This is a genomic window from Maritimibacter fusiformis (genome assembly GCF_008086115.1).
GTDB lineage: Bacteria > Pseudomonadota > Alphaproteobacteria > Rhodobacterales > Rhodobacteraceae > Muriiphilus > Muriiphilus fusiformis.
The window spans coordinates 13,696-40,456 of record NZ_VSIY01000014.1 but is presented as its reverse complement, the minus strand read 5'-3'; the positions used below and the strand labels follow the sequence as shown (position 1 = coordinate 40,456).

The following is a 26,761-nucleotide window of genomic DNA, read 5'->3' as shown; positions in this document are numbered from 1 at the left end:
TGACACTGCGCAGCGAATTGTCGCTTGGCACGCCATACGGCGCGTCGAGGCTGTCAATCGTCCGCATCGCCCACCTCGAACCCCGCCTCGGCCATCAGCCGGTCTGATTCCCGCTCCACCACCTCTTCCAGCTCGCGCATGAACGTGTTGACCTTCATTCCCGGCGCGATTTCGGGCAGGAACTCGACCACCGCGAGGCCCGGCCAGCGCATGATGCCGTGGCGTTTCCAGAACACGCCCACGTTGGTCGCCGCCGGCACCACCGCCTGCCCGGTCTGGTCGTAAAGCACCCCGGTCCCGACCTTGTAGGGCCGCCTGGCCCCCGCCGCGACCCGGGTGCCCTGCGGAAAGATGATCAACTGCCCGGGCCTGGCGCGGCCCGCCTTCACATCCGCCACCATCTGCTTGATTGCCGTGCCGCGCTTGCCGCGATCCACCGGGATGCAGCCGATCGCCTTGGCGAAATAGCCGACGATCGGGGTGCGCAGGATCTGTTTCTTCATGATGAACTTGGGGCGCGGCACCGCGTTGACGATCAGGATGATGTCGAAAAAGCTCTGGTGTTTCGAGGCGATGATCACCTCGCCTTCGGGCACCGGCCCGCGAATTTCCGAGCGCAGCCCGACCAGCACCCGCGCCGCCCAGCGCACGAAGCCGGTATAGGTGTGCACCGCGACGAAGGCACGTTCGCGCCGGATCAGCGTCTGCGGGAAATACCACACGGCCAGCACCGCCATGCCCAGATACATCACCACGATGAAGATCAGCGAGCGGACCCATTGCACGGCGTATTTCATCACCTGCGCTCCTTCAACGTGGCAAAGGCGGCCCGGCGGGTGGCCATGAACGCGACCAGGGCGGCCAGCGGCGGGATGGTGAACGGCCACAACCATTCGACACCGCGAAAGCCCAGCCCGGTCAGGAAGTTGCCGGTCGCCTCGGCCTCGGGCATCAGCCAGATCGCCAGCGCGCCGAACAGCGTGCCGACCAGCGCGCCCGCCAGCGCGCGCAGGGTATAGCGGCGCACGAAGGCGCGCGCGATATAGGCGTCGCGCGCGCCCACCAGCCGCAGCACCCGGATCACCTGTTCGTTGGCGGCAAGGGCGGCATTGGCGGCCAGGGTGATCATCGCGCCGGTGGTCGCGGCGATCAGCAGGATCGACACCAGCCCCAGCGTGCGCAGCCGGTCGGCGGCGCGCACCAAGGGTTCGCGCCAGCGGGTGTGATCGTCCAGCACCGCGCCCGGCGCCTCGCCCGCCAGCCGCGCGCGCAGACCGGCGGCGTCGAAGCCCTCGGGTGTCTCGATCACCTCGATCAGTCGCGGCACCGGCAATGTGTCGAGCGGCAGGTCGGGGCCGAACCACGGCTCCAGCAGGGCGCGCTGTTCGTCGTCGGTCAGCGCGCGGGCATCGGCCACGCCCGGCGTGGTCGCCAGCACGTCCATCACCGCGATCACCTGGTCCTCGACCTGCCCGTCGGGGGCAGAGACGCGGATCGTCGCGCTCTGGGCCAGGGCATCGCTCCAGTTCTCGGCCAGCCGCCCGGTGGCCAGCGACAGGGCCAGCGCGAACACCGTGAGAAACGCCATCGTGGCCGAGACGAACACCGTGAGGCGCGCGGTGAAGCCGGTCGGCGGCACCACCCGGTCGGCCTGCGCGTCGCCCGCGAGGAACTGAAGGATCGCCAGCGCCCGGCTCACAGGTCGGCCCCGGCAAGCTGCACCCGGTGCGAGGCGATCCTGAGCACCCGCGCCTGCACCTGCTGTTTCGCGGTGCGGATCAGGTTGAGGTCATGGGTGGCGATCATCACGGTCTTGCCCATGCGGTTGAGTTCGACCAGCAGTTTCAGCAGCCGCAGCGACATGTCCCAGTCGACATTGCCGGTCGGCTCGTCGGCCAGGATCACGTCGGGCGACATCACCACGGCGCGGGCCAGCGCGGCGCGCTGACGCTCACCGCCCGACAGTTCCGGCGGGCGCGACTGGCGTTGACCGTCCAGCCCGACCCAGTGGATCAACTCGCCCAGGTCCTCCTCGGTCGCGGTCCGCCCCGACACCGTCAGCGGCAACCCGATGTTCTCGGCAACGGTCAGGTGGTCGAGGAACTGGCAATCCTGGTGCACCACGCCGATGCGCCGGCGCACCATGGCGATATCGTCGCGGCCAAGGCTGCGCGCATCCTCTCCGAACAGCCCGACGCGGCCCTGGCTGGCGATCAGTTCGCCATAGCAGAGCTTGAGCAACGTGGTTTTCCCGGCCCCCGAAGGCCCGGTCAGAAAGTGAAACGACCCCGCCGCGAGGCGCAACGACACATCGGCCAGAAGCGGCCCGCCGCCATAGCCGTAAGACACTTCGTCGAACTCGATCACGCCTGAACCCCGCTGCCCCCGGCGTTGCGGGTGGCTGTCATCTCGGCGACAGTTTTGCCCCAGCCGCAGTTTTGTTTCAATCTCGGGATTGCAAAGGTTTGATTTTCCGTCTTTCCCTGCACATACTGCCCTCGTTCTGGGGGCGTGGACAGACAAGCAGCGCCGATGAGGCGCGAGGGAGCGTGGGCGACATGCGATTGGTATGCCCGAATTGTGGCGCGCAATACGAGATCGACGACAAGGTCATTCCCGACAGCGGGCGCGATGTGCAGTGCTCGGGCTGCGGTCATGCCTGGTATCAACTGCCCGCCGGCCACCCCGGCGAGGCCGACACCGCCTCCGAGGCGCCGACCGAAGACCGCATAGCCCCAGACGAGCCCGAGGATGACGCCGCCGAGCCCGAGGACGCGGAGGCCGATGTCGCCGCCGCCGAAGACGATGCGCCGGAGCCGGACCGCGACGACGATACCGCGGGCGGGGACACGGCGGACGAGGATGCGGCGGACGAGGATGCGGCGGGCGAGGGCGACGAGGAACCCGGCCCGCAGCCTGCCGCCGTGCAACGCCCGCTGGTCGACGACGAGGTGCGCGACATCCTCAAGGCCGAGGCCGCGCGCGAGATGGCCGAACGTGCGCGTGAAGGTCAGCACGAGCCCGAACAGGTCGAAACCCAGCCCGATCTGGGCATCGACCGGGGCAGCGACCCCGACGAGGAACGCCGCCGGCTGGCGCGCGAACGCATGGCCCGGATGCGTGGCATCGACCTTGACGACGAGCCCGACGACTACCCCGACACGGACGACAACGACGCGGCCGGAACCGCCACCGCGCGGCGCGACCTGTTTCCCGACATCGAGGAAATCAACTCGACGCTCGACAGCCGCGAAACCCCGCCGGAGCGGGGCGAGCCGGCCCCCGACACGGCGCGGCGCGGCGGCTTCGGGCGCGGTTTCCTGCTGGTGATCCTGCTGACCCTGATCGCGGTGGCGATCTATGTCTTCACGCCCCAGATCACCGCCCGCCTGCCAGCCGCCGAACCCGCGCTGACCGCCTATGCCGAAACGGTGGACAAGGGCCGGCTCTGGCTCGAAGACAACGTCCAGGCGCTGATCGGCAAGCTCGAGGAAATGGCCGCACCGGACGGTGACGGGGGCGGCACGGAGTAGACGGGATCGAAGCGGATGGGATTGAGTATGCCCGCCGCGCAGCCCGCCCCGATCAGAACAGGTCCAACAGCCGCTTGAGATACTCGCGTTCAAGCTCTGGCCGGTCGGTTTCGCCGGAGCGGCGGCGGAGTTCTTCCATCAGGTCCTGGGCGCGGCGGTAGACGTCTTCGGTGTCTTCCAGCGGGCTGTCGGTGGCGGCCGATCCGGCACCGCCCGGCGCGCGGCCAAGGGGGTCGGCGCGGCGGGTGTCGCCGGGGTCGCCGGGCAGTTGGCCCTGCCGCCCGGGCTGGTTCTGGGCCTCGCGGCGCATCGCCTCATCCAGATTGCGCATCCCCTCGCGCATCGCCTCCATCGCCTCGGCCTGACGGTCGAGCGCGCCCGAGGTGTTGCCGCCTTCCAGCGCATCCGCAGCCTCGTCCATCGCGCGCCCGGCGCGGTCCAGCGCCTCGCGCGCCGCGTCGCCCTCGGGCGTGCCGGCGCCGGGCAGGTCGCGGCGCTGGTTGTCCAGCCGGTCCTCCAGCGCGCGCTGCTGGTCGGCCAGGCTCTGCCCGCCTTCACCGCCCTCGCCCGGCTCATCGCCGGTGCCGTCATGGCTTTCGCCCTGGCCCTGGCCGCCGTCGCGCCCGACGTTCTCGCCCGATTCGCCCGCGCCGCCGGTGGGATTGCCCTGCTCCTGCAAGTCGCGGAAGGCCCGGTCGGACAGGCCCTGCTGGTCGCGCAGGGTCTGTTGCAGATCCTGCATCGCCTGCTCGCCGGGGTTCTCGCCGCCCGCGCCCTGCTGGCCCTCGGCCATCTCCATGTTTTCCATCATCTGCTGGAGCATATCGAGCAACTGCTGCGCCTCGGCGGTGCGGCCCTGGCGCATCAGATCCTCGATCTCGTCCATCATCGCCTGCAGATCCTGCATCGACAGTTCCATGCGCTCGCCGTCCTCGCCGCCGCTGTCGGGCTGGTCCTCGGACGGGCCCTGCTCGGCAAGCTGGCGCATGTAGTCGCGCATCGCGTCGCGCAATTCCTGCATCAGTTCGGACAACTCGTCGGGGCTGGCGCCCTGGCGCATCGCCTCCGACAGCCGGTCCTGGGCGCGGCGCAGACGTTCCAGCGCGTCCGACAGGCTGCCATCCTCGATCTCGGTCGCCAGATCCCAGAGCGCGCGGGCCACCTCGTCGCGCCCCTCGGGCGTCAGCGCGGGGTCTTCGAGCGTAGCCGCGGCGGTGCGCAGCTTGAGGTATTGCACCTCCTTGGGAAACAGCCCCTCGGGCCGGTTGGAGATCGCCCGCAGGATGCGCGCGGCGCGCGGGGCGTTGTCCATCGTCCACAGGACATCGCGGCGCATCTCGACGATGGCGCGGGCCAGCGGGTTGAGGAACCGTCGCCCCGGCAGCACCACCTCGACCGGGGCGCTGTCGCCCGACTGCCCGGCGGCGTCGTTGGCGGTGAACACCACGCGCACCGGAAGCTCGGCCCAGGGATGTTCGGCCAGGTTCTCGACCAGCACCTCGGCAATCTCGGCACGGTCGCCGCGAAACGGCATCGGCAGGTCGACCACCACGGGGTCGCGCGGCTCGGGTTCCGCCGCAAGGCCGAAGCGCCGCTCGACCCGGGGCAGGTCGAGGCTGATCCGGGCCTGCCCGGCGGAAATGCCGTAGTCGTCCACCGCCCGGAACGGCAGGCGCATCTCACCGGCGATGGTGCGGGTCAACTCGCCATCCGGCGCGATCCGGGGGGCACGGTCGGGGATGGCAGTGATTTCCCACCGCTCCGGCCCGATCCGAATGCTGCCGTCGCGGTCGATCTTGAACAGGCGCGTCGGCACCGGCTCGGTCGGCGGCTGGTCGGAAAAACTCTCGTCCACCTCGATGGCGCCCAGCTTGCCGTAAAGCCGCAGGGTCACGCGGCTGCCGACCGGCACCGACAGCGCGCCCGGCGGCTGGTCGCCGAGATAGAGCGTGGGCTTGCCGGTATAGGACGGCGGCTCGATCCAGCCCTCCCAGCTTGCCTCGGCCATCGCGGCGGATGCCGGGGCGCCGGGGATCAGGGCGGCAAGATCGCCGGGCTGGGTGCGGATGCCGAAAAACCCCGCCGAGACCAGGGCAATCAGCGCGATCAGGCGCAGGCCATAGGGGTCGCGGCGCGGCAGGTCCGGGTCGGGGCGCGGGGCGCGCAGGCCCGACAGCCGCGCCAGCATCCGGTCCTGATGCACAGCCCAGACGGCGCGCGAGGCGGCATCGCCCGCGCCGATGGCCTGAACATCGCCAAGCGTGGCAATCGGCTGGCCGGGAAGCGTGGCATCGAGGCGGGCGCGCGCCTCGGCGGCGCTGGGGTGACGGTAGCGGCGAAGCCCCGCCACCAGCGTCATGATCGCGTCCAGCACCAGCACGCCGGCCAGCACCTGCCCGGCCCGGTCCGGCATCAGCGCCAGCACCCCCGACAACACGAACGCAATCCCCAGCATCAGCACCGTGGCCAGCGGCCAGAAGGCGCGCGCGCCGCGTTCCGCCACCATCCCGGCCCGGGTCAGGGCAAGGGGGCGTTTCAACCGCCGGGCGGCCGCCTCGGGTATGTGGGTCGTGTCCATCCGGGCCTTTCGCTACGGCCCCGACACGGGGGTCAGAGCCACGAAGGGATAGTATCGCGCGCCAGCATCTCTTCATAGGTGGGGCGCGCGCGAATGACCGCGAATTGATCGTCCTTGACCAGAACCTCGGTGATCAGCGGGCGGGAATTGTATTCCGAGGCCATCACCGCGCCGTAGGCTCCGGCCGAGCGGAAGGCGACCAGGTCACCCGCGGCCAGCACCGGCAGGCTGCGCCCGCGCGCGAAGGTGTCGCCGGTCTCGCAGACCGGGCCGACGATGTCATAGGGTTCCTGCTCGGCGCCCGGCGCAGGCTCGATGACCGGCACGATATCGTGGTGCGCCTCGTACATCGAGGGGCGGACAAGATCGTTCATCGCACTGTCGACAATAAGGAATTTCCGCTCGCCCCCCTGTTTCACGTAAATCACCTGCGACACCATGATACCAGCGTTGCCGGCGATCAGCCGCCCCGGCTCGATCTCGATCTCGCAGCCCAGGTCGCCCACCGTCTCGCGGATCACCTGGCCGTATTCGATCGGCAGGGGCGGCGCGGTGTTCGAGCGCTCATAGGGAATGCCCAGCCCGCCGCCGAGGTCGAGGCGGCGGATGGTGTGGCCATCGGCGCGAAGTTGCCGGGTCAGATCGGCCAGCTTGGAATAGGCCTGCCGAAACGGGTCGAGGTCGGTCAGTTGCGAGCCGATATGCACGTCGATGCCGACGATCTCCAGCCCCGGCCGGGCCGCGGTCTCGGCATAGGCCATGCGGGCGCGCGAGATCGGGATGCCGAACTTGTTGTCCGACTTGCCGGTGGCGATCTTGGCGTGGGTCCGGGCGTCGACATCGGGGTTGACGCGCAGCGTGACCGGCGCGGTGACGCCCATCGCGGTGGCAACCTCCGACAGCGCCAGCATCTCGGGTTCGGACTCGAGGTTGAACTGCCGGATGCCGCCTTCCAGCGCCATGCGCATCTCGGCGCGGGTCTTGCCGACGCCGGAAAACACGATTCGGTCGCCCGGCACCCCGGCGGCGCGGGCGCGGGCATACTCGCCGCCCGACACCACGTCCATCCCGGCGCCGAGATCGCCCAGGTGCTTGAGCACAGCAAGGTTGGAGTTGGCCTTGACCGCGTAACAGATCAGGTGATCCATGCCCGCCAGCGCCTCGGTGAACAGCCCGAAATGGCGGGTGAGCGTGGCGGTGGAATAGGCATAGAAGGGCGTGCCGACCGAGGCCGCGATCTCGGGGACGGGAACATCCTCGGCATGCAGGATACCGCCCTTGTAGTTGAAATGATCCATCACGCGCCTCGCAGATTGCCGGACCGGGTCATAGCACAGCTTTTGCCAAGGGCAACGCCGAACGCCCCGCGCGGGAATTTCCCGGCAGGGTGTCTGTGTCTCGGTCGCTCACATACTCACAAGAGGGTAAAGTGGCGGGCCCGCCTAGGGGCAAGTGTTCCTTCGCCGGGCGCAGAGCCTCGCCTGCACCTTCATCAGGTGGTCTTAGGTGTCCCGGCTGTCCCTTCCCCGGTTTGCTAAGCCAGGGTCGAGGCACGGATACCACTTTCGTGCACGGGAGAGGTTATCGCAGGAATGGGTTAACGGGCGCGAAACCATGCGTGCGTTGCGTCATCCTGGCATCAATCCTCCGTCGGTCTGGGGGCAGCGCCCCCAGCCCGAACCCCGGGTGCCCTGTCGGATCGGCGCTCGTGCATTTACGCCCCGACACGAGCGGACGAGTCAGACCCCGAGGCGGTCCGCCTCTTCCGGTTCCTGCTTTCGCAGGAGGTCGAAGAACGCGTATTGCGTCAGGATGTTCAGGGATTTGATCTTGTTGAAGAACTCCTGGTCGCCCCCGACATAGGCCCCCCAGACCGCTTGATACCCGGCATAGACATCCTTGGTTTCAGGCTTGGTGTGGATCGACGAAACCGAACTGCTGACAACGCCTTCGACGGTTTTCCGGTCCGCGTCGCTCATCGCGGCGATCTCGTGGCCCAGGGCGACCAGTTTGGTCACCGAGTCTTCCTTGATCGCGTCGACGGTCTCGGCAATCTCGGGCGTCGGCTCCGGAAAACCTTCAAGCGCGGCGTTGGTTCGGGTCATTGCTTCGACGTAGGCCTGATAGACCTGATTCGCGATCTCTTTCGGATCGGCGGCCAGGGCGCCGGTGGCACCGACTAGCACCGTGGTTGCGACGATGGACGACAGCATTCCCCGTCTGGACATCATGAATTGCATTGGTCTTACCCTTTCGATGATTACGACACTGCGCCGCCCCGTCAGAATGGCGGCACCCAAAAGGCCGGAGGCGAGGACCGCGTGGCAGATGGCGTGGCGCACCTCTCCGAAATGACCTTTCGATCAACCACGGTAGCATCGCGGCACATGCGGGGCTTGGACAACACGCGCTGCCGGATTGGACGCATCAGGACGACAGCGTTCAGGTGACGGGCCGCGAGCGCAGGAACAGGTAGAGCGGCAGGCCGAAGGACACGCCGACAAAAAACGTGGCGGGGATGGCGATGAGCGCGATCCAGTTGCGGCGCACCAGCGTTTCGGCAAGCACCCAGACGATCAGCGCGACAGCGGCGATCATCAGGTCGAGCGCGAGGCCGGTGACGGCGGGGTTGGCCGTCCAGAGCGCGACCAGGCCGGGGAGCGAGCCGCCCTCGCCCGTGAGGTAGGTCACGAAATGCCACATCGGCCAGACCGCGCCGAGGATGGCGAGGGCGAGGTAGATGAGGCGCAGGGGCGACATCAGCCCAGCCGCCCGCGCCAGCGCGAGATCTGGTCGCGCACGTTGGCCGGCGCGGTGCCACCGTAGGAGGTGCGCGAGGCGACCGAGGCGTCGACGGTCAGCACGTCGAACACCCCTTGGGTGATCGCCGGGTTGACCGACTGCATGTCGGCAAGGCTGAGGTCAGGCAGGTCGCAGCCCTTGCTCTCGGCCATGGCGACCAGCGCGCCGGTGGCGTGGTGGGCGTCACGAAACGGCAATCCCGCTTCACGCACCAGCCAGTCGGCGAGGTCGGTGGCGGTCGAGAAGCCCGAGGATGCGGCGGCGGCCAGCGCGCCCTTGTTGGCAGTCATGTCGGCGACCATGCCGGTCATCGCGGCCAGCGCCAGCATCAGGTGATCGGCGGCGTCGAACACCTGTTCCTTGTCTTCCTGCATGTCCTTGGAATAGGCCAAGGGCAGCCCCTTCATCACCGTGAACAGCGCCACCATCGCGCCCATGATCCGGCCGATCTTGGCGCGGATCAACTCGGCGGCGTCGGGGTTCTTTTTCTGCGGCATGATCGACGAGCCGGTCGAGAAGCGGTCCGACAGGGTGACGAAGCGAAACTGCGCCGAGGACCAGATCACCAGCTCTTCGGCGAGGCGCGACAGATGCACCGCGCAGATCGAGGCCGCGGCGAGAAACTCCAGCGCGAAGTCGCGGTCGGACACGGCATCCAGAGAGTTGGCCATTGGCCGGTCGAACCCCAGCGCCTGCGCCGTCGCGTCACGGTCGATGGCAAAGCCGGTGCCAGCCAGTGCCGCCGCGCCCAAGGGGCATTCGTTCATCCGCACGCGGGCATCGGCAAAGCGCGAACGGTCGCGGGCGAACATCTCGACATAGGCCAGCATGTGGTGGCCCCAGGTCACCGGCTGCGCGGTTTGCAGGTGGGTAAATCCTGGCATCACCCAATCGGCCCCGGCCTCGGCCTGGCCCAACAGCGCCACGATCAGCGCGTCGAGCCCGGTGATCGCCGCGTCGGCCTGATCGCGCACCCAGAGGCGGAAGTCGGTTGCCACCTGGTCGTTGCGCGAGCGTGCGGTGTGCAGCCGTCCCGCGGGTTCGCCGATCAGCTCTTTCAGCCGCGCCTCGACGTTCATGTGGATGTCCTCGAGCGCGGTCGAGAACTGAAACCTTCCGGTCTCGATCTCTGACAGCACCGTGAGCAGGCCTTCCCTTATCGCGCCCGCATCCTTATCAGAGATGATACCCGTGGCCGCCAGCATCGCGGCATGGGCGCGCGAGCCCTCGATGTCCTGCCGGGCGAGGCGCTGGTCGAACCCGATCGAGGCGTTGATCGCCTCCATGATCGCATCGGGCCCATCGGCGAAGCGTCCGCCCCACATGGCATTGGCGGCTTTCGTGGTATCTGTCATGGCGTCCGGCCCCCGAGGAGAAGTCAATGTCCCGTCTTTCCGCCCTGCTATACGCGGCCCTCCTTGTCTGTGCAAACACCGCCAGCGCCGATACCGCGGCGTTGGAAGCCTTGCGCGATGGCGACATGAAAAAGCTGATGTTCCACAGCGCGCCCGAGGCCGCCGGGACAGCCGTGTTCACCGACCCCGAGGGGGGCGAGCACAGCCTGGCCGACTACCGGGGCCGGATCGTGGTGCTGAACTTCTGGGCGACATGGTGCAATCCCTGCCGGGTCGAGATGCCGACGCTCGCAGCGCTCGAGACCGCGCTGGGGGGCGAGGATTTCGCCGTGGTGCCGGTGGCGACGGGGCGCAACAAGGTGGCCGCGATCCGGCGGTTTTTCGACGAGATCGAGGTCGACAACCTGCCGATCCTGCTGGACCCGAAAAAGAAACTCTCCAGCGAAATGGGCGTGATGGGCCTGCCGGTGACGGTGATCCTCGACCGTGAGGGGCGCGAACTGGCGCGGCTGATGGGCGATGCCGACTGGAACTCGGAAAGCGCGGTGGCGATCCTGACCGCGCTGATCGACGAGTGATCAGACCCGCCGCGCCGGGCAGCCGACCAGGTGGTCGTTGACCAGCCCGCAAGCCTGCATCCAGGCATAGGTGATGGTCGGCCCGCAGAACCGGAACCCGGCCTGCTTGAGGTCTTTCGACACCCGTTCGGACAGCGGCGTCGAGGCCGGCACCTCGTCCAGCGTAGCAAAGTGGTTGACCAGCGGCGCGCCCCCGACATGGCTCCAGATGCGGTCCGCAAAGGCCTCGGCCCCGCCCATTGCCAGGTAGGCGCGGGCGTTGCCGATGGTGGCCTCAATCTTGCCGCGGTGGCGGATGATGCCGGGATCGGTCAGCAGGCGGGCGACCTCGGGTTCGCCCCAGGTGGCAATCGCCCCGGGGTGGAAGCCTTGGAAGGCCGCGCGGAAATTGTCGCGCTTGCGCAGGATGGTGATCCAGCTCAGCCCGGCCTGAAAGCCGTCGAGGATAAGCTTTTCCCACAGCGCGCGCCCGTCATGTTCCGGCACGCCCCATTCGGTGTCGTGATAGGTCACATAAAGCGGATCGTCGCCACACCAGCCGCATCTTTCGCCCATGCTCGCCTCCGTCTTTCGCCGGATAATGCGCAAAATTTGGCGCAAATCCAATGTTTAACCCGGTTTTAGCAGGTAGGGCCTAAAAGAGGCGGGACGTGTGAGGTGCCCATGACCGAATCTGCCCTGCCCGAATTCGACGACCCCGCGCTGGACCCGTCCAGCCCGCTGTCCGTCGCCATTGAACAGCGCGACCGCGACACCATCGCCATGGTGCGCGACGCGGTCGATACCGGGCGGATAACGCTGGCCTACCAGCCGATCATGCGCGCCACCGACACCGACGCGCCGGCCTTTTACGAAGGATTGATCCGGGTGCTCGACCCGACCGGGCGGGTGATTCCGGCGGCGGATTTCTTCGGCACGGTCGAAAACCAGGAACTTGGGCGGCGGCTGGACACCATCGCGCTGGAAACCGGGCTGAAGGCGCTGGCACGGGTGCCGTCGCTCCGGCTGGCGATCAACATGTCGGCGCGCTCGATCGGTTATCCGCGCTGGATCGCCACGCTGCGCGCCGGGCTGGACAGCGACCCGACCATCGGCGAACGCCTGATCCTCGAAATCACCGAGCGCACCGCCATCGTGATGCCCGACCTCGTGCAAGTCTTCATGGCCGAGATGCAACGCCACGGCGTCGCCTTCGCGCTGGACAATTTCGGTGCTGGCTACACCGCCTTTCGCTATCTCAAGGAGTTCTATTTCGACATCCTCAAGATCGACGGCCAGTTCATCCAGGGCATCGCCACCAATCCCGACAACCAGGTGATCACCGCCGCGATGCTGTCGCTGGCCCGGCATTTCGACATGCTCGCGGTCGCCGAGGCGGTCGAATCGGCGGCGGATGCGGAATACCTGATCGAGTTGGGATGCGATCTGTTGCAGGGCTATTGCTTTGCCGCGCCGACGACACGCCCGTGGTGGCATGAGACGGCGCAGAACCGCAGCGCGTGACCGGGTCGGGCCGCGGTTTCCGGCGCCATGACGGGTTGATTTTTTCTGCATTGCAGCATAATGGTGCACATCATGTCGCACGGGAAGCCGCCTGCGGCGCACCCGACCGGCCCGCGCCGGATTGACCACGAGAGGAAACCCATGACCAATGTCGTAATCGTCTCTGCCGCGCGCACCGCTGTCGGCAGCTTCAACGGCGCCTTCGCCGGCACCCCGGCGCATGACCTGGGCAAGACCGTGCTGGAAGCGCTGGTCGAACGCGCCGGGATCGAGAAATCCGAGGTGAGCGAGACCATCCTGGGCCAGGTGCTGACCGGCGGCCAGGGTCAGAACCCGGCCCGCCAGGCGCATGTCAACGCCGGCCTGCCGATCGAAAGCTCGGCCTGGGGCATCAACCAGGTCTGCGGCTCGGGCCTGCGCGCCGTGGCGCTGGGCGCCCAGCACATCCAGCTGGGCGACGCCGACGTGGTTGCCGCCGGCGGCCAGGAGAACATGTCGCTGTCGCCGCACGTCGCGCACCTGCGCGCCGGTCACAAGATGGGCGACGTGAAATACATCGACTCGATGATCCGCGACGGTCTGTGGGATGCCTTCAACGGCTATCACATGGGCCAGACCGCCGAGAACGTCGCCGAGAAATGGCAGATCACCCGCGAGATGCAGGATGAATTCGCCGTCGCCTCGCAGAACAAGGCCGAGGCCGCGCAGAAGGCCGGCAAGTTCGCCGACGAGATCGTGCCGTTCACCATCTCGACCCGCAAGGGCGACATCGTGGTCGACCAGGACGAATACATCCGCCACGGCGCCACCATCGAGGCGATGCAAAAGCTGCGCCCGGCCTTCGCCAAGGACGGCAGCGTCACCGCCGCCAACGCCAGCGGCATCAACGACGGCGCCGCCGGTGTTCTGCTGATGTCGGCCGAAGCCGCCGAGAAACGCGGGCTGGAGCCGCTGGCGCGCATCGTCTCCTACGCAACCGTTGGGCTCGACCCGTCGATCATGGGCGTCGGCCCGATCTATGCCTCGCGCAAGGCGCTGGAAAAGGCGGGCTGGAAGGCCTCGGACCTCGACCTGATCGAGGCCAACGAAGCCTTCGCCGCGCAGGCGCTGGCGGTCAACAAGGACATGGAGTGGGACCCGGCGAAGGTGAACGTCAACGGCGGCGCCATCGCCATCGGCCACCCGATCGGCGCCTCGGGCGCCCGCATCCTCAACACGCTGCTGTTCGAGATGAAGCGCCGCGACGCCAAGAAGGGCCTTGCCACGCTCTGCATCGGCGGCGGCATGGGTGTGGCCATGTGCCTCGAACGTCCGTAAGCGGCCGGATCGCGAAAACGAGGGGCGCTCCGGCGCCCCTTTTTGTTTGCGGGGCAGGGTTTTTTGCGCAACTTTATTGCGCATCTTCCGCCAAGCACGTAACAGAGTTACTGAGATCAGATTCGCCAGACTGGAGGAAACCATGGCAAGAGTTGCACTCGTCACCGGAGGCACGCGCGGCATCGGGGAAGCGATTTCGAAAGCGTTGAAAGAGGCGGGCTATACCGTTGCCGCGAATTACGCGGGCAACGACGAGGCCGCCGGCAAGTTCACCGATGAGACCGGCATCCCGACCTACAAGTGGAACGTCGCCGACTACGAGGCCAGCGCCGCCGGCATCGCCAAGGTCGAGGCCGACCTCGGCCCGATCGAGGTGGTCGTCGCCAACGCCGGCATCACCCGCGACGCGCCGTTCCACAAGATGACGCCCGAGCAATGGCACCAGGTCGTCGACACCAACCTGACCGGCGTGTTCAACACCGTGCACCCGATCTGGCCGGGGATGCGCGAACGCAAGTTCGGGCGCGTCGTGGTGATTTCCTCGATCAACGGCCAGAAGGGCCAGTTCGCGCAGGTCAACTATGCCGCCACCAAGGCGGGCGACCTGGGCATCGTGAAATCGCTGGCGCAGGAAGGCGCGCGCGCCGGCATCACCGCCAACGCGATCTGCCCCGGCTACATCGCGACCGAGATGGTCATGGCGGTGCCGGAAAAGGTGCGCGATGCGATCATCGCTCAGATCCCGACCGGCCGCCTGGGCGAGCCCGAGGAGATCGCGCGCTGCGTGGTGTTCCTGGCCTCCGACGACGCGGCGTTCCTGAACGGCTCGACGATCACCGCGAACGGCGGGCAATTCTTCGTCTGAGCCGCGATACTGACGGGTGGACCGGCCTTTCGGGGCCGGTCTTTTCATGTCAAACCGGCGCATGACCCCGCGAACCGCCACCGCCATAGGCTTTTCCGCCGTCCTGCTCTGGTCGCTGCTGGCGCTGTTCACCGTGGCGACCGACCCGGTGCCGCCGTTCCAGTTGAACGCGATCTGCTTTGCCATCGGCGGGGTCGCGGGGCTGATCTGGGTGGCGAACTCCGGCAACCTCGGCCAGCTTCGCCGGGTGTCGTGGCGGGTCTATGCCTTCGGCACGCTCGGCCTGTTCGGCTATCACGCCTTCTATTTCTCGGCCCTGCGCCTTGCCCCGCCCGCCGAGGCCGGGTTGATTGCCTATCTCTGGCCGCTGCTGATCGTGCTGTTTTCCGGGCTTCTGCCGGGCGAGCGGCTGCGCGCGGGCCATGTTGCGGGCGCGCTGGCGGGGTTTGCGGGCGCCGCGCTGATCGTCGCGGCGGGTCTGACCCGGGTCAGCGCGGGGGCGCTGCCGGGCTATGGCCTGGCGCTGCTCTGCGCGCTCACATGGTCGGGCTATTCGGTGCTGTCGCGCCGCCTGGGCGCAACGCCCACCGCCGCCGTCGCGGTGTTCTGCCTGGCGACCTCGGCGCTGTCCTTGGCGGCGCACCTGGCGTTCGAGACGACCGCATGGCCGCAAGGCCTGCAAGGCTGGGCGGCGCTGATCGGCCTTGGCCTTGGCCCGGTGGGGCTGGCGTTCTATGCTTGGGACGTGGGGGTGAAGCGCGGTGACATCCAGCTTCTTGGCACCGCGTCCTACGCCGCGCCGCTGCTGTCGACACTGTTGCTGATTCTGGCCGGCATGGCCGAACCGCGGCGCGAGATACTCGTCGCCGCGGTGTTGATTACCGCGGGCGCGGTGCTGGCGGCCCGGTCCGGGCGGACGCGGCGCCGCCGATCCTGATGGCCGGGTCTAGCCGTGCTTGAGCCGCTCGATTTCCTCTTTCAGGCGCAGTTTTTCTTTTTTGAGCGCCACGATTTCAAGGTCGTCGGTCGAGAGGCTTTGTTGCGCCCGTTCGACCCGCTCGGACAGAGCTTCGTGCTTTTTCTGAAGTTCGCTCAGGTGGGCGTCCAGAGTCATGGCATTCTCCTGTTTCAAGTCCTCGCAAGACCAGTGCAGCACACAACGCGATGCTTGTCACGGACTCCTTGCCCCCTCTCGGGGAACGGATGGTCGCAGTGCCGAAACCGGCGGCGTGCGGTGGCAAGATGTTGCCGGATGCCGGCCTAGCCGAGGTCGAGCGCGGCGGCTTCGCGCAGGATCGCGCGCACTTCGGGGCGGTAGTGGTCGCGGTCGCCGGGATGATCGGCGCCCTTGTGCAGCACCAGTGGCGCGGCAAGGCGTGCGGGCGCGCGTCCACCCTTGCGCGCCTGCACGATCACCAGCGTCGCGTCGCGCCCGTCGCGGGGGGAAATCGGCCGGATCACGACGCTGCCCAGCCTGTCGTCGAGCGCGGCCATGAGGTCGGGCAGGCGTGCGGCGTTCTGGATCGCGCTGAGGTGGCCGCCGGGGCGCAGGCGGCGGGTGGCCACGTCGATCCAGGTGGCCAGCGGCGTGTCCTCGAAAAGCGCGGCACCGCGCCCGGGGTCGTCGGAGCGGGTGGCGCGCGACGGCAGGTAGTAGGGCGGGTTCATGATGACGTGATCGAAGGCCCGGGCGCGCAGATCGGCGGGCAGCGCGGCAAGGTCGGCCTCGTGCACGAAAAACGCCTGCCCGTTGGCCAAGGCGTTAGCACGGGCAAGTGCGGCGTAGTCCGCCTGCCGCTCAACCCCGGTGAGCGACAGCCCGGCAACCCGCGCGCCCAGACACAGCGCCGCCGCGCCCACGCCGCAGCCGAGATCGAGCACCGATTGCCCGGCCACCGCCGGAACCGAGGCCGCCAGCAACACCGGGTCGATCCCGGCGCGGTAGCCCTGCCGGGGCTGGCGCAGGACCAGGCGGCCGCCGAGAAAGCGGTCCTCGGTCACGGCCTCGTCGCCCATGTCAGCCGTCCCCGGTGTCGATGTCGTTGTCGGCCAGAACGCGCCGCGCGCGGGCGTGATCGTCGTCGCGCACCAGCAGACGGCGCGGCAAAGCGCCGATCGAGCCCTCCAGCGTGCTCATATGGACGTCGGTGGCAAAGGTGGTTATACCTTCGCCGTCCAGAAGCGCCGTGGCAAAGGCGATGACGGTCGGGTCGTTGGTGCGTAGAAGCTCTTTCATACTCAGAGACTTAGCTGTTTTCCGACAGGAGAGTCGAGATGAGCTTGGCACGGATGGAGACGGAAAGACAGCTACGTGACGAAACATGACGCCACAGTGCACAAGCCGCATGAGAGGCTGGCGGCCTATCTGGCCGACGATCTGGACGCGGTCAGCGCGCTGATCCGCGAGCGCATGGCGTCCGAACACGCGCCGCGCATCCCCGAGGTGACCGCGCATCTGATCGAGGCCGGCGGCAAACGCCTGCGCCCGATGCTGACCTTGGCGGCGGCGCGGCTGATGGGCTACGACGGGCCGCATCACGTGCACCTGGCCGCGACGGTCGAATTCATCCACACCGCGACGCTGCTGCATGACGACGTGGTGGACGAAAGCGCCAAGCGGCGCGGGCGGCCCACGGCCAACCTCTTGTGGGACAACAAGTCTTCGGTGCTGGTGGGCGATTACCTGTTCGCGCGCTCGTTCCAGTTGATGACCGAGGCGGATTCGATGCCGATCATGCGCATCCTGTCCAACGCCGCGGCCACGATTGCCGAGGGCGAGGTGCTGCAACTGACCGCGGCGCAGAACCTTGCGACCGGCGAGGATGTCTATCTGCAGGTGGTGCGCGGCAAGACCGCGGCGCTGTTTGCCGCCGCGACCGAGGTCGGCGGGGTGCTGGCAGGGGCAGATGACGATGCGGTCGCGGCGCTTCATGCCTATGGCGACGCGATGGGAATCGCGTTCCAGATCGCCGACGACCTGCTGGATTTCTGGGGCGGCGATGGCATCGGCAAGGACAAGGGCGACGATTTCCGCGACCGCAAGCTGACCCTGCCGCTGATCAAGGCGATCGCGCTGGCCGATGACGAGGAACGCGCCTTCTGGCAGCGCACCATCGAGGCCGGGCGGCAGGAGGCGGGCGACCTGGAGCGCGCCATCGACCTGATGACCCGCCACGGCGCGCTGGAGGCGACACGCGCGGATGCCTTCGCCTGGGTCGACACGTCGAAGACCGCGCTGGAGGGGCTGCCGGAGCATCCGATCCGCGACATGCTGTCGGACATTTCGGATTACGTGGTGGCGCGGCTGAACTAGCGCAGGGTCGCGGCGCTGATCCACCAGTCGGGTCGCGCCTCGGACAGGTCCATCGCCGCCGTCTCGGCCTCGTCCCGGGTTTCAAACAGCGCAAAGCAGGTGCCGCCGGACCCGGTCATCCGCGCCAGCCGCGCCTCGGGCAAGGCGCCCAGCGCGGCCAGCACCTCGGCGATCACCGGCGCGACCGCGATGGCGGGGGCCTCGAGGTCGTTGCGCTGCGCCGCCAGCCAGTCGATCAGCGTCCAGCCCGCACGCCAGCGCGGCAGGCGTTTGGGCATCGGCGCGTTGTCCTTGTCGGTGAGCGCCGCAAAGACCTCGGCGGTCGGCACCTCGACCCCGGGGTTGGCCAGCACCGCGAACAGCTCCGGCATCCCCTCGACCGGCGTCACATCCTCACCGATGCCACGCATCCGGGCGGCCTGCCGCATCAGGCAGACGCGCACATCGGCGCCCAGGTCGGTGGCGCCCTCGGGCAGCACGTTCTGCCCGGTCAGATCGGCCATCGCCAGAAGCGTGGCGGCCGCGTCGGACGAGCCGCCGCCCAGCCCGGCGGCGCTGGGCAGCGTCTTGGTCAGGACCGCCTTGACCGGCAGGTCGTAAAGCGCGGCGGCCTGCATGACGAGGTTTCGCGCATCCGTGGGCACGCCCCCGGCCATTGGGCCGGTCACCTCGAGGGTGCGGCTCTCGGCGGGGCTGACCGACACCCGGTCGCCCACATCGGCAAAGGCCACGAGGCTGTCGAGCAGGTGGTAGCCGTCGCCGCGCTCGCCGGTCACGTGCAGGGTCAGGTTGATCTTGGCGGGGGCAAAGCTCTGCGACATCATCGGCGGATCGGCGTGCCGCCCTCTTCTTCCAGCACCACGTCCAGCCCGACCTCGAGCTTGCGCCGCACCCGGTCGGGCTTCAACTCGTCCGGGTCGGTCTCGTCGGTGATGAACGACAGCGCGCGGCTCCACTGGAAGCGGGCCTCGCGCTTGCGGTCGACCGCCCAGTAGACATCGCCCAGGTGGTCGTTCAGGACCGGGTCGGTCGGCATCAGTTCGACCGCGCGCTCCATCTCCTCGACCGCCTCGTCATAGCGGCCAAGGCGGTAGAACACCCAGCCCAGCGAATCGCGGATATAGCCGTCAAAGGGCCGCGCGGCGACGGCGCGTTCGATCATGTCCAGCGCCTCGTCGAGGTTCTTTTTCTGCTCGACGAAGGAATAGCCCAGGTAATTCAACACGCTCGGCTGATCCGGCGACAGTTCCAGCGCCTTGCGGAAATCGGCCTCGGCGCGGTCCCATTCGCTCTGACGTTCGAGGGTGATGCCCCGGGCGAAATAGACCGCCCATTGCCCCGCGCTGTCACCGGGAAACAGCGCGATGGCGGCATCGTAATGCGGCGTCGCCTCGGCATAGCGTTGCTGAAAACGCAGCGCGTCGCCCAGCGAGACATGCACGGCGGCGATGTCGGGGTGGGTTTCGGCCAGAGCTTCGAGCACGGCGATGCCGCCGGCCGTGTCACCGATCCGCCGCAACGCCGTGGCCTTGCCCAGTTGCGCCTGCGGATAGGCGCGGCTGTCGGGCGCGATCCGGTCGTAAGTCTGCGCCGCAAGCTCGAAACGCTCCATCTTTTCCAGCACTTCGGCCGACAGCAGGATCGCGCCGGTGTTGTCGGGCTTCAGGTGTTCGGCCATCCGGGCGTAGATCAGCACAAGCGCCGGGTCGGTGTCGCCCATCAGCGAATCGCCAACCTCGTAGAACAGTTGCGACAGTCCTTCGCGGGCGGAGCCGACGGCGGTGAAGGCAATCGGCTTGCCGGCGGCCAGTTCGGCGCGCAGCGCGGTCAGTTCCGGGTCGGTTGTGTTGGCGAACACCTGATCGAGCATCTCGACGGCGTCGGGATTGCGCTCCAGCTGGCTGAGAACCTGGGCATAGGCGATGATGCCGTTGCGGTTGAGGCGCAGCGTCATCTCGCCGCCGCCGAGGATGTCGGCCGCACCCTCGTAATCGCCCACCAGCGCCAGCGCCATCGCCTTCTGGAACAGCGCCGCCTCGGCACTGCCTTCGGCGGCGGCCAATGCGTCGAACAACTCGATCGCGCGGCTCATCCGCCCCTGCCCGATCGCTGACCAGGCCTGGATCATGTCGTTCATCAGGCCGCCAAGATTGAGCCCGCCCGCGAACAGCTTGTCGGCTGCATCCCAGTCCTCGCTGGCCAGCGCGTCGGCCAGAAGGACCATTCCGGCGATCTGGTTGTCGGGCGCCACCGACACCAGCCGCCGCGCCACCGGAACCGCGTCGTCAAGCTGGCCAAGGCCGACCTGCGCGATGATCAGCCCCTCCATCAATCCGCGGTTTTCCGGGTCGCGGGCCAGGGCGCGGGTGCCGAATTCGACCACCGCCGCATAGTCGCCGGACATGTTCGCATGCCGGGCCGCCAGGTAGGCGCCGGCGAATTCCTCGGCGGCCCGGGCGGGCAGCGAGGACAGGACGAGAAGTGCAGCTAAGCCCAAAGGGCGGAGGGTGCGGGGAAAAGGCAAATGGGCCTCCGTCAGGACTGGTTCGCCCCGAACCTAATGGCCACGGCGGGCGGGCGCAATGCGCGCCGCCCGCTGCCGCGCCGCAGATGACGGGCGCGTTACATGTTGGGGTAGTTCGGCCCGTCGCCGCCCTGCGGCACCGTCCAGGTGATGTTCTGGGCCGGGTCCTTGATATCGCAGGTCTTGCAGTGGACGCAGTTCTGAAAGTTGATCTGGAAACGCGGGCCATTGTCGCCCTCGACCACCTCGTAGACCCCCGCCGGGCAATAGCGCTGCGCCGGTTCGTCGTATTTCGGCAGGTTCAGCGAAATCGGGATGTCCGGGTCTTTCAGGTGCAGGTGGCAGGGCTGGTTTTCCTCGTGGTTCGTGGCCGAGAAGCTCACGTTGGTCAGCCGGTCGAAGGACAGCACGCCGTCGGGCTTGGGATAGTCGATCTTGGGGTATTTCGCCGCCTCGCCGGTCGCCGCCGCGTCGGACTTGCCGTGTTTGAGCGTGCCGAACAGCGAGGCACCGCCGGTCAGCGTCTGCACCCACATGTCGAACCCGCCCAGCGCCAGCCCGCCCGTGAGGCCGAGTTTCGACCACAAGGGCTTGACGTTGCGCACCTTTTTCAGGTCTTTCGCCACCGGGCCGGAGCGCAGTTCGGCCTCGTAGGCGTCAAGCTCATCGCCCGACCGCCCCGCCTTGATCGCTGCCGCCGCCGCATCCGCCGCCGCGATGCCCGAGAGCATGGCGTTGTGGTTGCCCTTGATGCGCGGCACGTTCACGAGCCCGACACTGTCGCCCAAGAGCGCGCCGCCGGGGAACACCGCCTTGGGCATCGACTGATAGCCGCCCTCGGCGATCGCCCGCGCGCCGTAGGCCAAGCGCTTGCCGCCCTGCAGCAGTTCGGCGACCATCGGGTGATGCTTGAGCCGCTGGAACTCCATGTAGGGGTAGAGATGCGGGTTGGCGTAGTTCAGGTGGACCACGAAACCCACGTAAACCTGGTTGTTCTCGGCGTGATAGATGAAACCGCCGCCGCCCGCGTTCTTGCCCAGAGGCCAGCCCATCGTGTGCGTCACCGTGCCTTCACGGTGCTTGTCCGGGTCGACCTCCCAGATCTCCTTCATCCCGAGGCCGTACTTCGGAAAATCGCGGCCCTCGCACAGCTTGAAATGGCTCATAAGCTGCTTGGCGAGCGAGCCGCGCACGCCTTCGGCGATCAGCACGTATTTGCCGTTCAGCTCCATCCCCGGCTCATAACCCTCGCCGGGGGTGCCGTCAGGGTTCTTGCCGAACTCGCCCGCCACCACGCCGCGCACCGCGCCGTTGTCGTCGAACAGCACTTCCGAGCACGACATGCCGGGATAGACCTCGACCCCGAGCGCCTCGGCCTGTTCGGCCATCCAGCGGGTGACGTTGCCCATCGACACGATGTATTTGCCGTGGTTCGACATCAGCGGCGGCATCGGCCAGTTCGGCACGCGGATGCCCCCGCCCTCGCCCAGCAGGTAGAAGTTGTCTTTCTTGACCGGCACGTTGATCGGCGCGCCTTTGTCCTTCCAGTCGGGGATCAGAGCGTCGATGCCGGTGGTGTCCAGCACCGCGCCCGAGAGGATGTGCGCGCCGACCTCGGAGCCTTTCTCCAGCACGACCACGTTGAGGTCTGCGTCGATCTGCTTCAATCGGATCGCCGCCGACAGCCCCGCCGGCCCCGCGCCCACGATCACAACGTCGACATCCATCGCTTCGCGTTCAATCTCGGCCATCTTGCCCTCCGATCTGGTTGCCCTGTCGATACCGGCAGGGCGGGAGGGGGTCAATTGCGACGAGGCGTCATAGGGTCCGGCGGTTACTCGGCGGGGACCGCGATGGGCATGGTTTCACGGGGCCGTGCCGCGTCGCGGCGTTTGAGCCAGGCCCAGGCGCCGAGCATCAGGAGGATCGAGGCATAGCCGTCGATGGCGTAGTGCCAGCCGAGATAGACCGACAGGAACAGGTAGACCGCGACCAGCCCGACACTGAAGGGCACGAGGAACCGCGAGCGTTCGGCGAGATACAGCGCCATCACCGTGATCATGGCAATGTGCACCGAGGGAAAGGCCGAGATGCCGGAGCCCGCTTGTTGCGCGCCGGATACATAGGCGTCCCAGAGACGGACCTGGATATTGCCGGTCGCGCTGGAGGCAATTCCGGATTGCTCAAGCGCGACCGCGAGCCCTGCAAACTCCTGACCGCCGAGCAAGCGATCATAATAGACCGGCCCGACCGACAGCAAGGACAGCGCGATGGCATTGCCCAGCACCAGCCAGGCCACGGCATAGAGCCGGATGAACCGGCTGGAACGAACCTCGTCGCCGTCGAACAGGAACAGCAGGACAGGCAGGAACATGGCCGGAGCGACCCACCAGTTCATGTAGATCGTGTTGGCCCAGTCCGGGTCGATCCATGCGGAAAACCTATGGGTCAGTTCCCAGGGGTCATGACCGAAATGCAGGGCGCGGTCGATCCTTCCCAGGATCGGGTCGGCCCAGAACGACTGCACATAGGGCAAAGTCGCCTTGACCATCGTGAAGGTCAGGAACAGCGCCACGCAGGCGAACACCGCGACGGCGGCACGGGTCAGGCGCTCCAGCATCTCGCGGCGGGGCACGAACAGCACCATCGAGGCCGACACCGGCACCACCCACCAGGCGATTTCGAGAAACAGGTTCATCGACGCCGGCAGCTTCCTGACCAGTTCGGCCAAAAGCACAACGGGGCTGTCGCGGAACACGGTAACCACCAGGGCACCGACCAGAAAATAGCCCAGCGTGATGCGGATCAACAAACGCATTGCAAACCACCCGGTTTTGTTCTTCTCTCGTGGGGAACGCGGCGCCCCTAGGCTGCTATGTCTGAAGAATGTGACGATTTGTTGGCTGCAAGGGGGAATCCCGACAGCGGCCCCGCAAACTACAGGTGAAGACCTTTCATGGAAAAGATCCTTCTGACCCGCACCGGTCACACGGTGCTGAACGACGAATTGAAGCAACTCAAGTCGGTCGAGCGTCCGGCGGTGATCAAGGCCATCGCCGAGGCGCGCGAGCATGGCGATCTGTCGGAGAACGCCGAATACCACGCCGCCCGCGAAAAACAGAGCTTCATCGAGGGCCGGGTGAAGGAGCTTGAGGGCATCATCGGCCTGGCCGAGGTGATCGACCCGGCCAAGCTGTCCGGCCCGATCAAGTTCGGCGCCACCGTCAGGCTGGTCGACGAGGACAGCGACGAGGAAAAGACCTACCAGATCGTCGGTGAACCCGAGGCCGATCTGGAAAAGGGCAAGCTCAATATCAAGTCGCCGCTGGCCCGCGCCCTGATCGGCAAGGAAAAAGGCGACAGCGTCGAGGTGCGCACGCCCGGCGGAGAAAAGAGCTACGAGATCCTCGAAATCGACTATATCTAGGACCGGAAGCCAGGGAAAAGCACATGGCGGACGGGAAAAGGAACGGCGCGATGGACCTCGGGGTCTATGGGCGCAATCGTGGCCGCGGGCTGAGCCTGGCGGACATGGTGGCGATCGCGTTGTCGGTGATCTGGCTGGTCGGTTGCGCGGTGTTCTTCGTGGTGCTGGGCGGCACCGGCCCCGACGCGGGCCAGGCGCTGCGCTTCGTCCTGGTGCTTGTGGCGGTGGTGCTGCCGGTGGCGGTGATCTGGCTGGCGGCGTCGGCGGCGCGCTCGGTCCGGGTGATGCGCGACGAAAGCGCGCGGCTGCGCACCACGCTGGAGGCGATGCGCCAGACCCATTTGCAGGCCCAGAAAACCCAGGCGCTGGCCGCCAAGTCGATCGACTTTTCCCGCAAGCTCGAAGAAATCGCCCAGGCCCAGCGCCACACCGAACAGACCATCGCCACCTTCGCCTCATCCCGCCCGGACGGCATCCGCAAGCTGTCGCCGCCGGAACGGCCCAGCCCGTTTCCCACCGGCGCGGAGGACGACGACCAGGCGTCGCTGCCGCTCGACACGCCCGAGGGGGCGGTGGCCTCGCCGATCGCCATCGACGACCTGATCCGGGCGGTGAACTTTCCCGAAAGCGCCGAGGATGTCGAAGGCTTCGCCGCGCTGCGCCGGGCGCTGTCGGACCGCAAGGTGGCCAGCCTGATCCAGGCGGCGCAGGACGTGCTGACGCTGCTCAGCCAGGACAGTGTCTATATGGACGACCTGCGCCCCGACCGCGCCCGTCCCGAGGTCTGGCGCCGCTTTGCCCAGGGCGAACGCGGCCGCGCGGTGGCGGCATTGGGCGGCGTGCGCGACCGCTCGTCGCTGGCGCTGACGGCGGCGCGGATGAAACAGGACACGATCTTTCGCGACGCGGTGCACCATTTCCTGCGCCGCTTCGACGAGGTGATCTCGGAGTTCGAACCGCGCGCCGACGACAGCGAGATGTCACGCCTCGGCGACACCCGCACGGCGCGGGCCTTCATGCTTCTGGGGCGCGTGACGGGGACGTTTGATTAGGCGCTCAGCCCGAACTCCGTGAACGGCAGATAGCGCACCGGGTCGCCCGGGGCGATCTCGCAGGCCGCTTCGGGCAGCTCGACAAAGCCATCGGCCCAGGCCAGCCCCGAGATCATGCCGGAGCTGTCAGAACGGAAGGTTTCGACCGTGCCATCGGCGCGCATCCGCGCCCTGAGAAACGCCCGCCGCCCGGCGCGTTTTGACAGGGTGAAACCGGCCGGCAGGGTCAGGCCGCGCGGCTCGGACCACGCGCCCCCTGCCATCAGCGACAGTGCCGGATGGACGAACAGGCAGGCGGTGGTGAAGGCCGAAACCGAGTTGCCCGGCAGCCCGAACACCGGCACCCGCCGCCACTGGCTCAGCAAAAGCGGCTTGCCCGGCTTGAGCGCCACGCGCCATTGCGCCACCTGCCCCGCCTCGCGCAAGAGCGCCGAGACGTGATCCTCGTCGCCCACCGAGGCGCCGCCGGAGGTCAGGATCGCGTCCAGCCCTGCGCTGGCCTCGTCCAGCCGCGCCCTGAGCGCCGCACGGTCGTCCGGCACGTGGCCAAGGTCGGTGACCGCGTGCCCCCAGCCGGCGGCCATGCCGATCAGCATCGGGCGGTTGGCGTCGAAGGTCTGGCCGGGGGTGGCGTCGGTGTCAGGGGCGACGAGTTCATCGCCGGTCGACAGCACGCCGACGCGCAGGCGCTGGCGCACCGCGACCTTGGCGACCCCGACCGCGGCGAGCAGCCCGACTTCGCGCGGGCCAAGGCGGCGGGTGGCGGCCAGCACCGACGCGCCTTCGGCAACATCCTCGCCGGTGGGGCGTGTGTTGGCGCGCGGCGCGGGGGCGGCGGTGAGGGTCAGGTGCCCGCCCTCGGCGGTGGTGTTTTCCTGCATCACCACCGTATCGGTGCCCACAGGCAACAGCGCGCCGGTGAAGATGCGCAGGGCATGGCCCGGCGGGACCGTGCCGGCGAAGGGCGCCCCGGCAGCGGAGCGGCCTTCGGTCAACTTCAGGGGCGCGCCCGACAGGCTGGCATGGGCGAAGGCATAGCCGTCCATCGCCGAATTTGTGGCGGGCGGATTGGCGCGGCGTGCGGTCACGTCGCGGGCGAGGATGCGGCCCGCCGCCTCGGCCAGCCCCACCGTCTCGATCCCGGTGACCGGGTGCAGCGAGGCGCGCAGACGCGCCTGCGCCTCGGCCACGCTGGCCAACCCCTGCGCCTCGGGCTCGGCGAAACAGTCGGCGGCAAGCGGTGTCGCGGCGTCGGCGGGGGCGAGATGCGCGCGCGCGGCGGCGAGGTCGTCGGGGGTGTTGATGTTGAAAAAAGCATCCGGCGTCTGGGCCGGGAAATCCGCGAATGCCGCGCCTTGCTCGGCGGCCCAGGCGCGCAGCTTGCGGGTGCCGTCCGCCAGCGCCTGGCGCAACGCCTCGCGCAACGCGACGGGCCAGAGGCCGAAGGTCGGATGAATGCCCTCGGGGCTGCGGGCCAGCGCGATCGGCTGCCCCTCCGTCTCGGCGGCAAGCACCAGGCGCGGCACCAGATCGCAGGGGAAGAACGGCGTGTCGGCGGCCACGGTCACCACATGATCGGCCCCCAGCGCCGCCGCCCAGTCCAGCCCCGCCAGCACGCCGGCCAGCGGCCCGGACTGGCCGGCCACCGAGTCGGGAACGATGTCGAAATCCAGCGGACCGAAGCGCGCCGGGTCGCCATTGGCGTTCAGTGCCAGGCGCGCGACCTGCGGTTCCAGCCGTTCGGCCACATGGGCAAGCAGGGTCTGGCCGCCAAGCTGCAACAGCGCCTTGTCGCCGCCGCCCATGCGCCGCGCCTGCCCGCCGGCGAGGATCACGCCGAAAGGCTGTTTCATCGCGCCACCCGGTAGCGCCCTGCCAGGGTCGGTTCGGTCTGCATGGGTCATGAATGCGCCG

At 68.0% G+C, this 26,761-nt stretch carries 26 protein-coding genes and 1 pseudogene; 9 read left to right on the top strand and 18 right to left on the bottom strand.

Features of this window, described 5'->3' with window-relative positions:
- Nucleotides 1–53: 53 nt before the first annotated feature.
- From FVF75_RS14265 to FVF75_RS14255, 3 genes are read right to left on the bottom strand one after another with little or no spacing between them, the layout of a single operon-like run.
- Nucleotides 54–797 carry a lysophospholipid acyltransferase family protein gene (locus FVF75_RS14265; RefSeq protein ID WP_148379191.1) on the bottom strand — a complete coding sequence of 248 codons (744 nt, stop codon included), beginning with the start codon at nucleotides 795–797 and terminating at the stop codon, nucleotides 54–56.
- Entirely contained in the window at nucleotides 797–1,699 is a 903-nt protein-coding gene (locus tag FVF75_RS14260; RefSeq protein WP_148379189.1) for a cell division protein FtsX, read from the bottom strand. Before FVF75_RS14260 ends, FVF75_RS14265 begins: the two co-directional genes overlap by 1 nt.
- Nucleotides 1,696–2,367: a cell division ATP-binding protein FtsE gene (locus tag FVF75_RS14255; protein ID WP_148379187.1), complete on the bottom strand. Its 672-nt coding sequence runs from the start codon at nucleotides 2,365–2,367 to the stop codon at nucleotides 1,696–1,698. Before FVF75_RS14255 ends, FVF75_RS14260 begins: the two co-directional genes overlap by 4 nt.
- A gap of 191 nt (nucleotides 2,368–2,558) precedes the next feature.
- Between FVF75_RS14255 and FVF75_RS14250 the strand changes: the two genes are divergently transcribed.
- Nucleotides 2,559–3,533: a zinc-ribbon domain-containing protein gene (locus FVF75_RS14250; RefSeq protein ID WP_148379185.1), complete on the top strand. Its 975-nt coding sequence runs from the start codon at nucleotides 2,559–2,561 to the stop codon at nucleotides 3,531–3,533.
- 52 nt (nucleotides 3,534–3,585) lie between these two features.
- Here FVF75_RS14250 and FVF75_RS14245 read toward each other — a convergent pair whose 3' ends face one another.
- The 5 genes from FVF75_RS14245 to argH all read right to left on the bottom strand — a co-directional run bounded on the left by FVF75_RS14245 (nucleotide 3,586) and on the right by argH (nucleotide 10,268).
- Nucleotides 3,586–6,111: a TIGR02302 family protein gene (locus FVF75_RS14245; protein WP_148379183.1), complete on the bottom strand. Its 2,526-nt coding sequence runs from the start codon at nucleotides 6,109–6,111 to the stop codon at nucleotides 3,586–3,588.
- A 32-nt stretch (nucleotides 6,112–6,143) separates the two neighbouring features.
- Nucleotides 6,144–7,409, bottom strand: coding sequence for a diaminopimelate decarboxylase (gene lysA, locus FVF75_RS14240; protein ID WP_148379181.1), 1,266 nt, complete (start codon nucleotides 7,407–7,409; stop codon nucleotides 6,144–6,146).
- Between the two features lie 441 nt (nucleotides 7,410–7,850).
- Nucleotides 7,851–8,339, bottom strand: a complete 489-nt coding sequence (locus FVF75_RS14235) for a hypothetical protein (protein ID WP_148379179.1) — start codon at nucleotides 8,337–8,339, stop codon at nucleotides 7,851–7,853.
- Between the two features lie 214 nt (nucleotides 8,340–8,553).
- On the bottom strand, nucleotides 8,554–8,871 hold the full coding sequence (locus FVF75_RS14230; protein ID WP_148379176.1) for a DUF2834 domain-containing protein: 318 nt from the start codon (nucleotides 8,869–8,871) through the stop codon (nucleotides 8,554–8,556).
- The gene (argH, locus tag FVF75_RS14225; RefSeq protein WP_148379174.1) at nucleotides 8,871–10,268 is read right to left on the bottom strand and encodes an argininosuccinate lyase; all 1,398 of its coding nucleotides are present in this window, start codon (nucleotides 10,266–10,268) and stop codon (nucleotides 8,871–8,873) included. Before argH ends, FVF75_RS14230 begins: the two co-directional genes overlap by 1 nt.
- Nucleotides 10,269–10,294: 26 nt before the next feature.
- On the opposite strand from argH, the gene FVF75_RS14220 reads away from it, so the two are divergent.
- Entirely contained in the window at nucleotides 10,295–10,846 is a 552-nt protein-coding gene (locus FVF75_RS14220) for a TlpA family protein disulfide reductase (RefSeq protein WP_148379172.1), read from the top strand.
- Here the strand turns inward: FVF75_RS14220 and FVF75_RS14215 are convergent, their stop codons facing one another.
- Nucleotides 10,847–11,401 (bottom strand): DNA-3-methyladenine glycosylase I, encoded by a 555-nt coding sequence (locus FVF75_RS14215; protein ID WP_148379170.1) that lies wholly within the window; start codon nucleotides 11,399–11,401, stop codon nucleotides 10,847–10,849.
- 108 nt (nucleotides 11,402–11,509) lie between these two features.
- On the opposite strand from FVF75_RS14215, the gene FVF75_RS14210 reads away from it, so the two are divergent.
- The 4 genes from FVF75_RS14210 (at nucleotide 11,510) to yddG (ending at nucleotide 15,468) form a co-directional block, all read left to right on the top strand.
- Nucleotides 11,510–12,349, top strand: coding sequence for an EAL domain-containing protein (locus tag FVF75_RS14210; protein WP_148379168.1), 840 nt, complete (start codon nucleotides 11,510–11,512; stop codon nucleotides 12,347–12,349).
- Nucleotides 12,350–12,490: 141 nt separating this feature from the next.
- Entirely contained in the window at nucleotides 12,491–13,666 is a 1,176-nt protein-coding gene (locus FVF75_RS14205; RefSeq protein ID WP_148379166.1) for an acetyl-CoA C-acetyltransferase, read from the top strand.
- Nucleotides 13,667–13,808: 142 nt separating this feature from the next.
- Nucleotides 13,809–14,531, top strand: a complete 723-nt coding sequence (phbB, locus tag FVF75_RS14200; RefSeq protein WP_148379164.1) for an acetoacetyl-CoA reductase — start codon at nucleotides 13,809–13,811, stop codon at nucleotides 14,529–14,531.
- A 61-nt stretch (nucleotides 14,532–14,592) separates the two neighbouring features.
- The gene (gene yddG / locus FVF75_RS14195; protein WP_148379162.1) at nucleotides 14,593–15,468 is read left to right on the top strand and encodes an aromatic amino acid exporter YddG; all 876 of its coding nucleotides are present in this window, start codon (nucleotides 14,593–14,595) and stop codon (nucleotides 15,466–15,468) included.
- A gap of 9 nt (nucleotides 15,469–15,477) precedes the next feature.
- Here the strand turns inward: yddG and FVF75_RS14190 are convergent, their stop codons facing one another.
- From FVF75_RS14190 to FVF75_RS14180, 3 genes are all read right to left on the bottom strand, one after another.
- Nucleotides 15,478–15,645 (bottom strand): YdcH family protein, encoded by a 168-nt coding sequence (locus FVF75_RS14190; RefSeq protein ID WP_148379159.1) that lies wholly within the window; start codon nucleotides 15,643–15,645, stop codon nucleotides 15,478–15,480.
- A 146-nt stretch (nucleotides 15,646–15,791) separates the two neighbouring features.
- A complete protein-coding gene (locus FVF75_RS14185) occupies nucleotides 15,792–16,547 on the bottom strand; it encodes a tRNA1(Val) (adenine(37)-N6)-methyltransferase (protein WP_148379157.1) in 756 nt (251 codons plus the stop codon).
- 1 nt (nucleotide 16,548) lies between these two features.
- The gene (locus FVF75_RS14180; protein ID WP_148379155.1) at nucleotides 16,549–16,767 is read right to left on the bottom strand and encodes a putative signal transducing protein; all 219 of its coding nucleotides are present in this window, start codon (nucleotides 16,765–16,767) and stop codon (nucleotides 16,549–16,551) included.
- 75 nt (nucleotides 16,768–16,842) lie between these two features.
- Here FVF75_RS14180 and FVF75_RS14175 point away from each other — a divergent pair, with 75 nt between their 5' ends.
- The gene (locus FVF75_RS14175; RefSeq protein ID WP_246138099.1) at nucleotides 16,843–17,844 is read left to right on the top strand and encodes a polyprenyl synthetase family protein; all 1,002 of its coding nucleotides are present in this window, start codon (nucleotides 16,843–16,845) and stop codon (nucleotides 17,842–17,844) included.
- Here the strand turns inward: FVF75_RS14175 and FVF75_RS14170 are convergent.
- The 4 genes from FVF75_RS14170 to FVF75_RS14155 form a co-directional block, all read right to left on the bottom strand.
- The gene (locus FVF75_RS14170) at nucleotides 17,841–18,665 is read right to left on the bottom strand and encodes a 4-(cytidine 5'-diphospho)-2-C-methyl-D-erythritol kinase (RefSeq protein WP_148379154.1); all 825 of its coding nucleotides are present in this window, start codon (nucleotides 18,663–18,665) and stop codon (nucleotides 17,841–17,843) included. The two genes, FVF75_RS14175 and FVF75_RS14170, sit on opposite strands and share 4 nt — an antisense overlap.
- Entirely contained in the window at nucleotides 18,665–20,341 is a 1,677-nt protein-coding gene (locus tag FVF75_RS14165; RefSeq protein WP_246138098.1) for a tetratricopeptide repeat protein, read from the bottom strand. The genes FVF75_RS14170 and FVF75_RS14165 overlap by 1 nt, the downstream gene beginning before the upstream one ends.
- Before the next feature lie 125 nt (nucleotides 20,342–20,466).
- A complete protein-coding gene (locus FVF75_RS14160; protein ID WP_148379152.1) occupies nucleotides 20,467–22,119 on the bottom strand; it encodes an electron transfer flavoprotein-ubiquinone oxidoreductase in 1,653 nt (550 codons plus the stop codon).
- Between the two features lie 83 nt (nucleotides 22,120–22,202).
- A complete protein-coding gene (locus FVF75_RS14155; protein WP_148379150.1) occupies nucleotides 22,203–23,186 on the bottom strand; it encodes a phosphatase PAP2 family protein in 984 nt (327 codons plus the stop codon).
- Nucleotides 23,187–23,324: 138 nt separating this feature from the next.
- Here FVF75_RS14155 and greA point away from each other — a divergent pair, with 138 nt between their 5' ends.
- Together greA and FVF75_RS14145 are read left to right on the top strand one after the other, a co-directional pair.
- Complete coding sequence (gene greA / locus FVF75_RS14150) at nucleotides 23,325–23,795, top strand: transcription elongation factor GreA (RefSeq protein ID WP_148379148.1); 471 nt, start codon at nucleotides 23,325–23,327, stop codon at nucleotides 23,793–23,795.
- 23 nt (nucleotides 23,796–23,818) lie between these two features.
- Nucleotides 23,819–24,847, top strand: a complete 1,029-nt coding sequence (locus FVF75_RS14145) for a hypothetical protein (RefSeq protein WP_148379145.1) — start codon at nucleotides 23,819–23,821, stop codon at nucleotides 24,845–24,847.
- On the opposite strand, the gene FVF75_RS14140 is transcribed toward FVF75_RS14145, so the two are convergent.
- On the bottom strand, nucleotides 24,844–26,037 hold the full coding sequence (locus FVF75_RS14140; protein WP_246138103.1) for a molybdopterin-binding protein: 1,194 nt from the start codon (nucleotides 26,035–26,037) through the stop codon (nucleotides 24,844–24,846). The genes FVF75_RS14145 and FVF75_RS14140 overlap by 4 nt on opposite strands.
- A 72-nt stretch (nucleotides 26,038–26,109) precedes the next feature.
- Nucleotides 26,110–26,700: pseudogene (gene mobA / locus FVF75_RS17795) on the bottom strand (molybdenum cofactor guanylyltransferase MobA); the annotation flags it as partial.
- Nucleotides 26,701–26,761 lie beyond the last annotated feature (61 nt).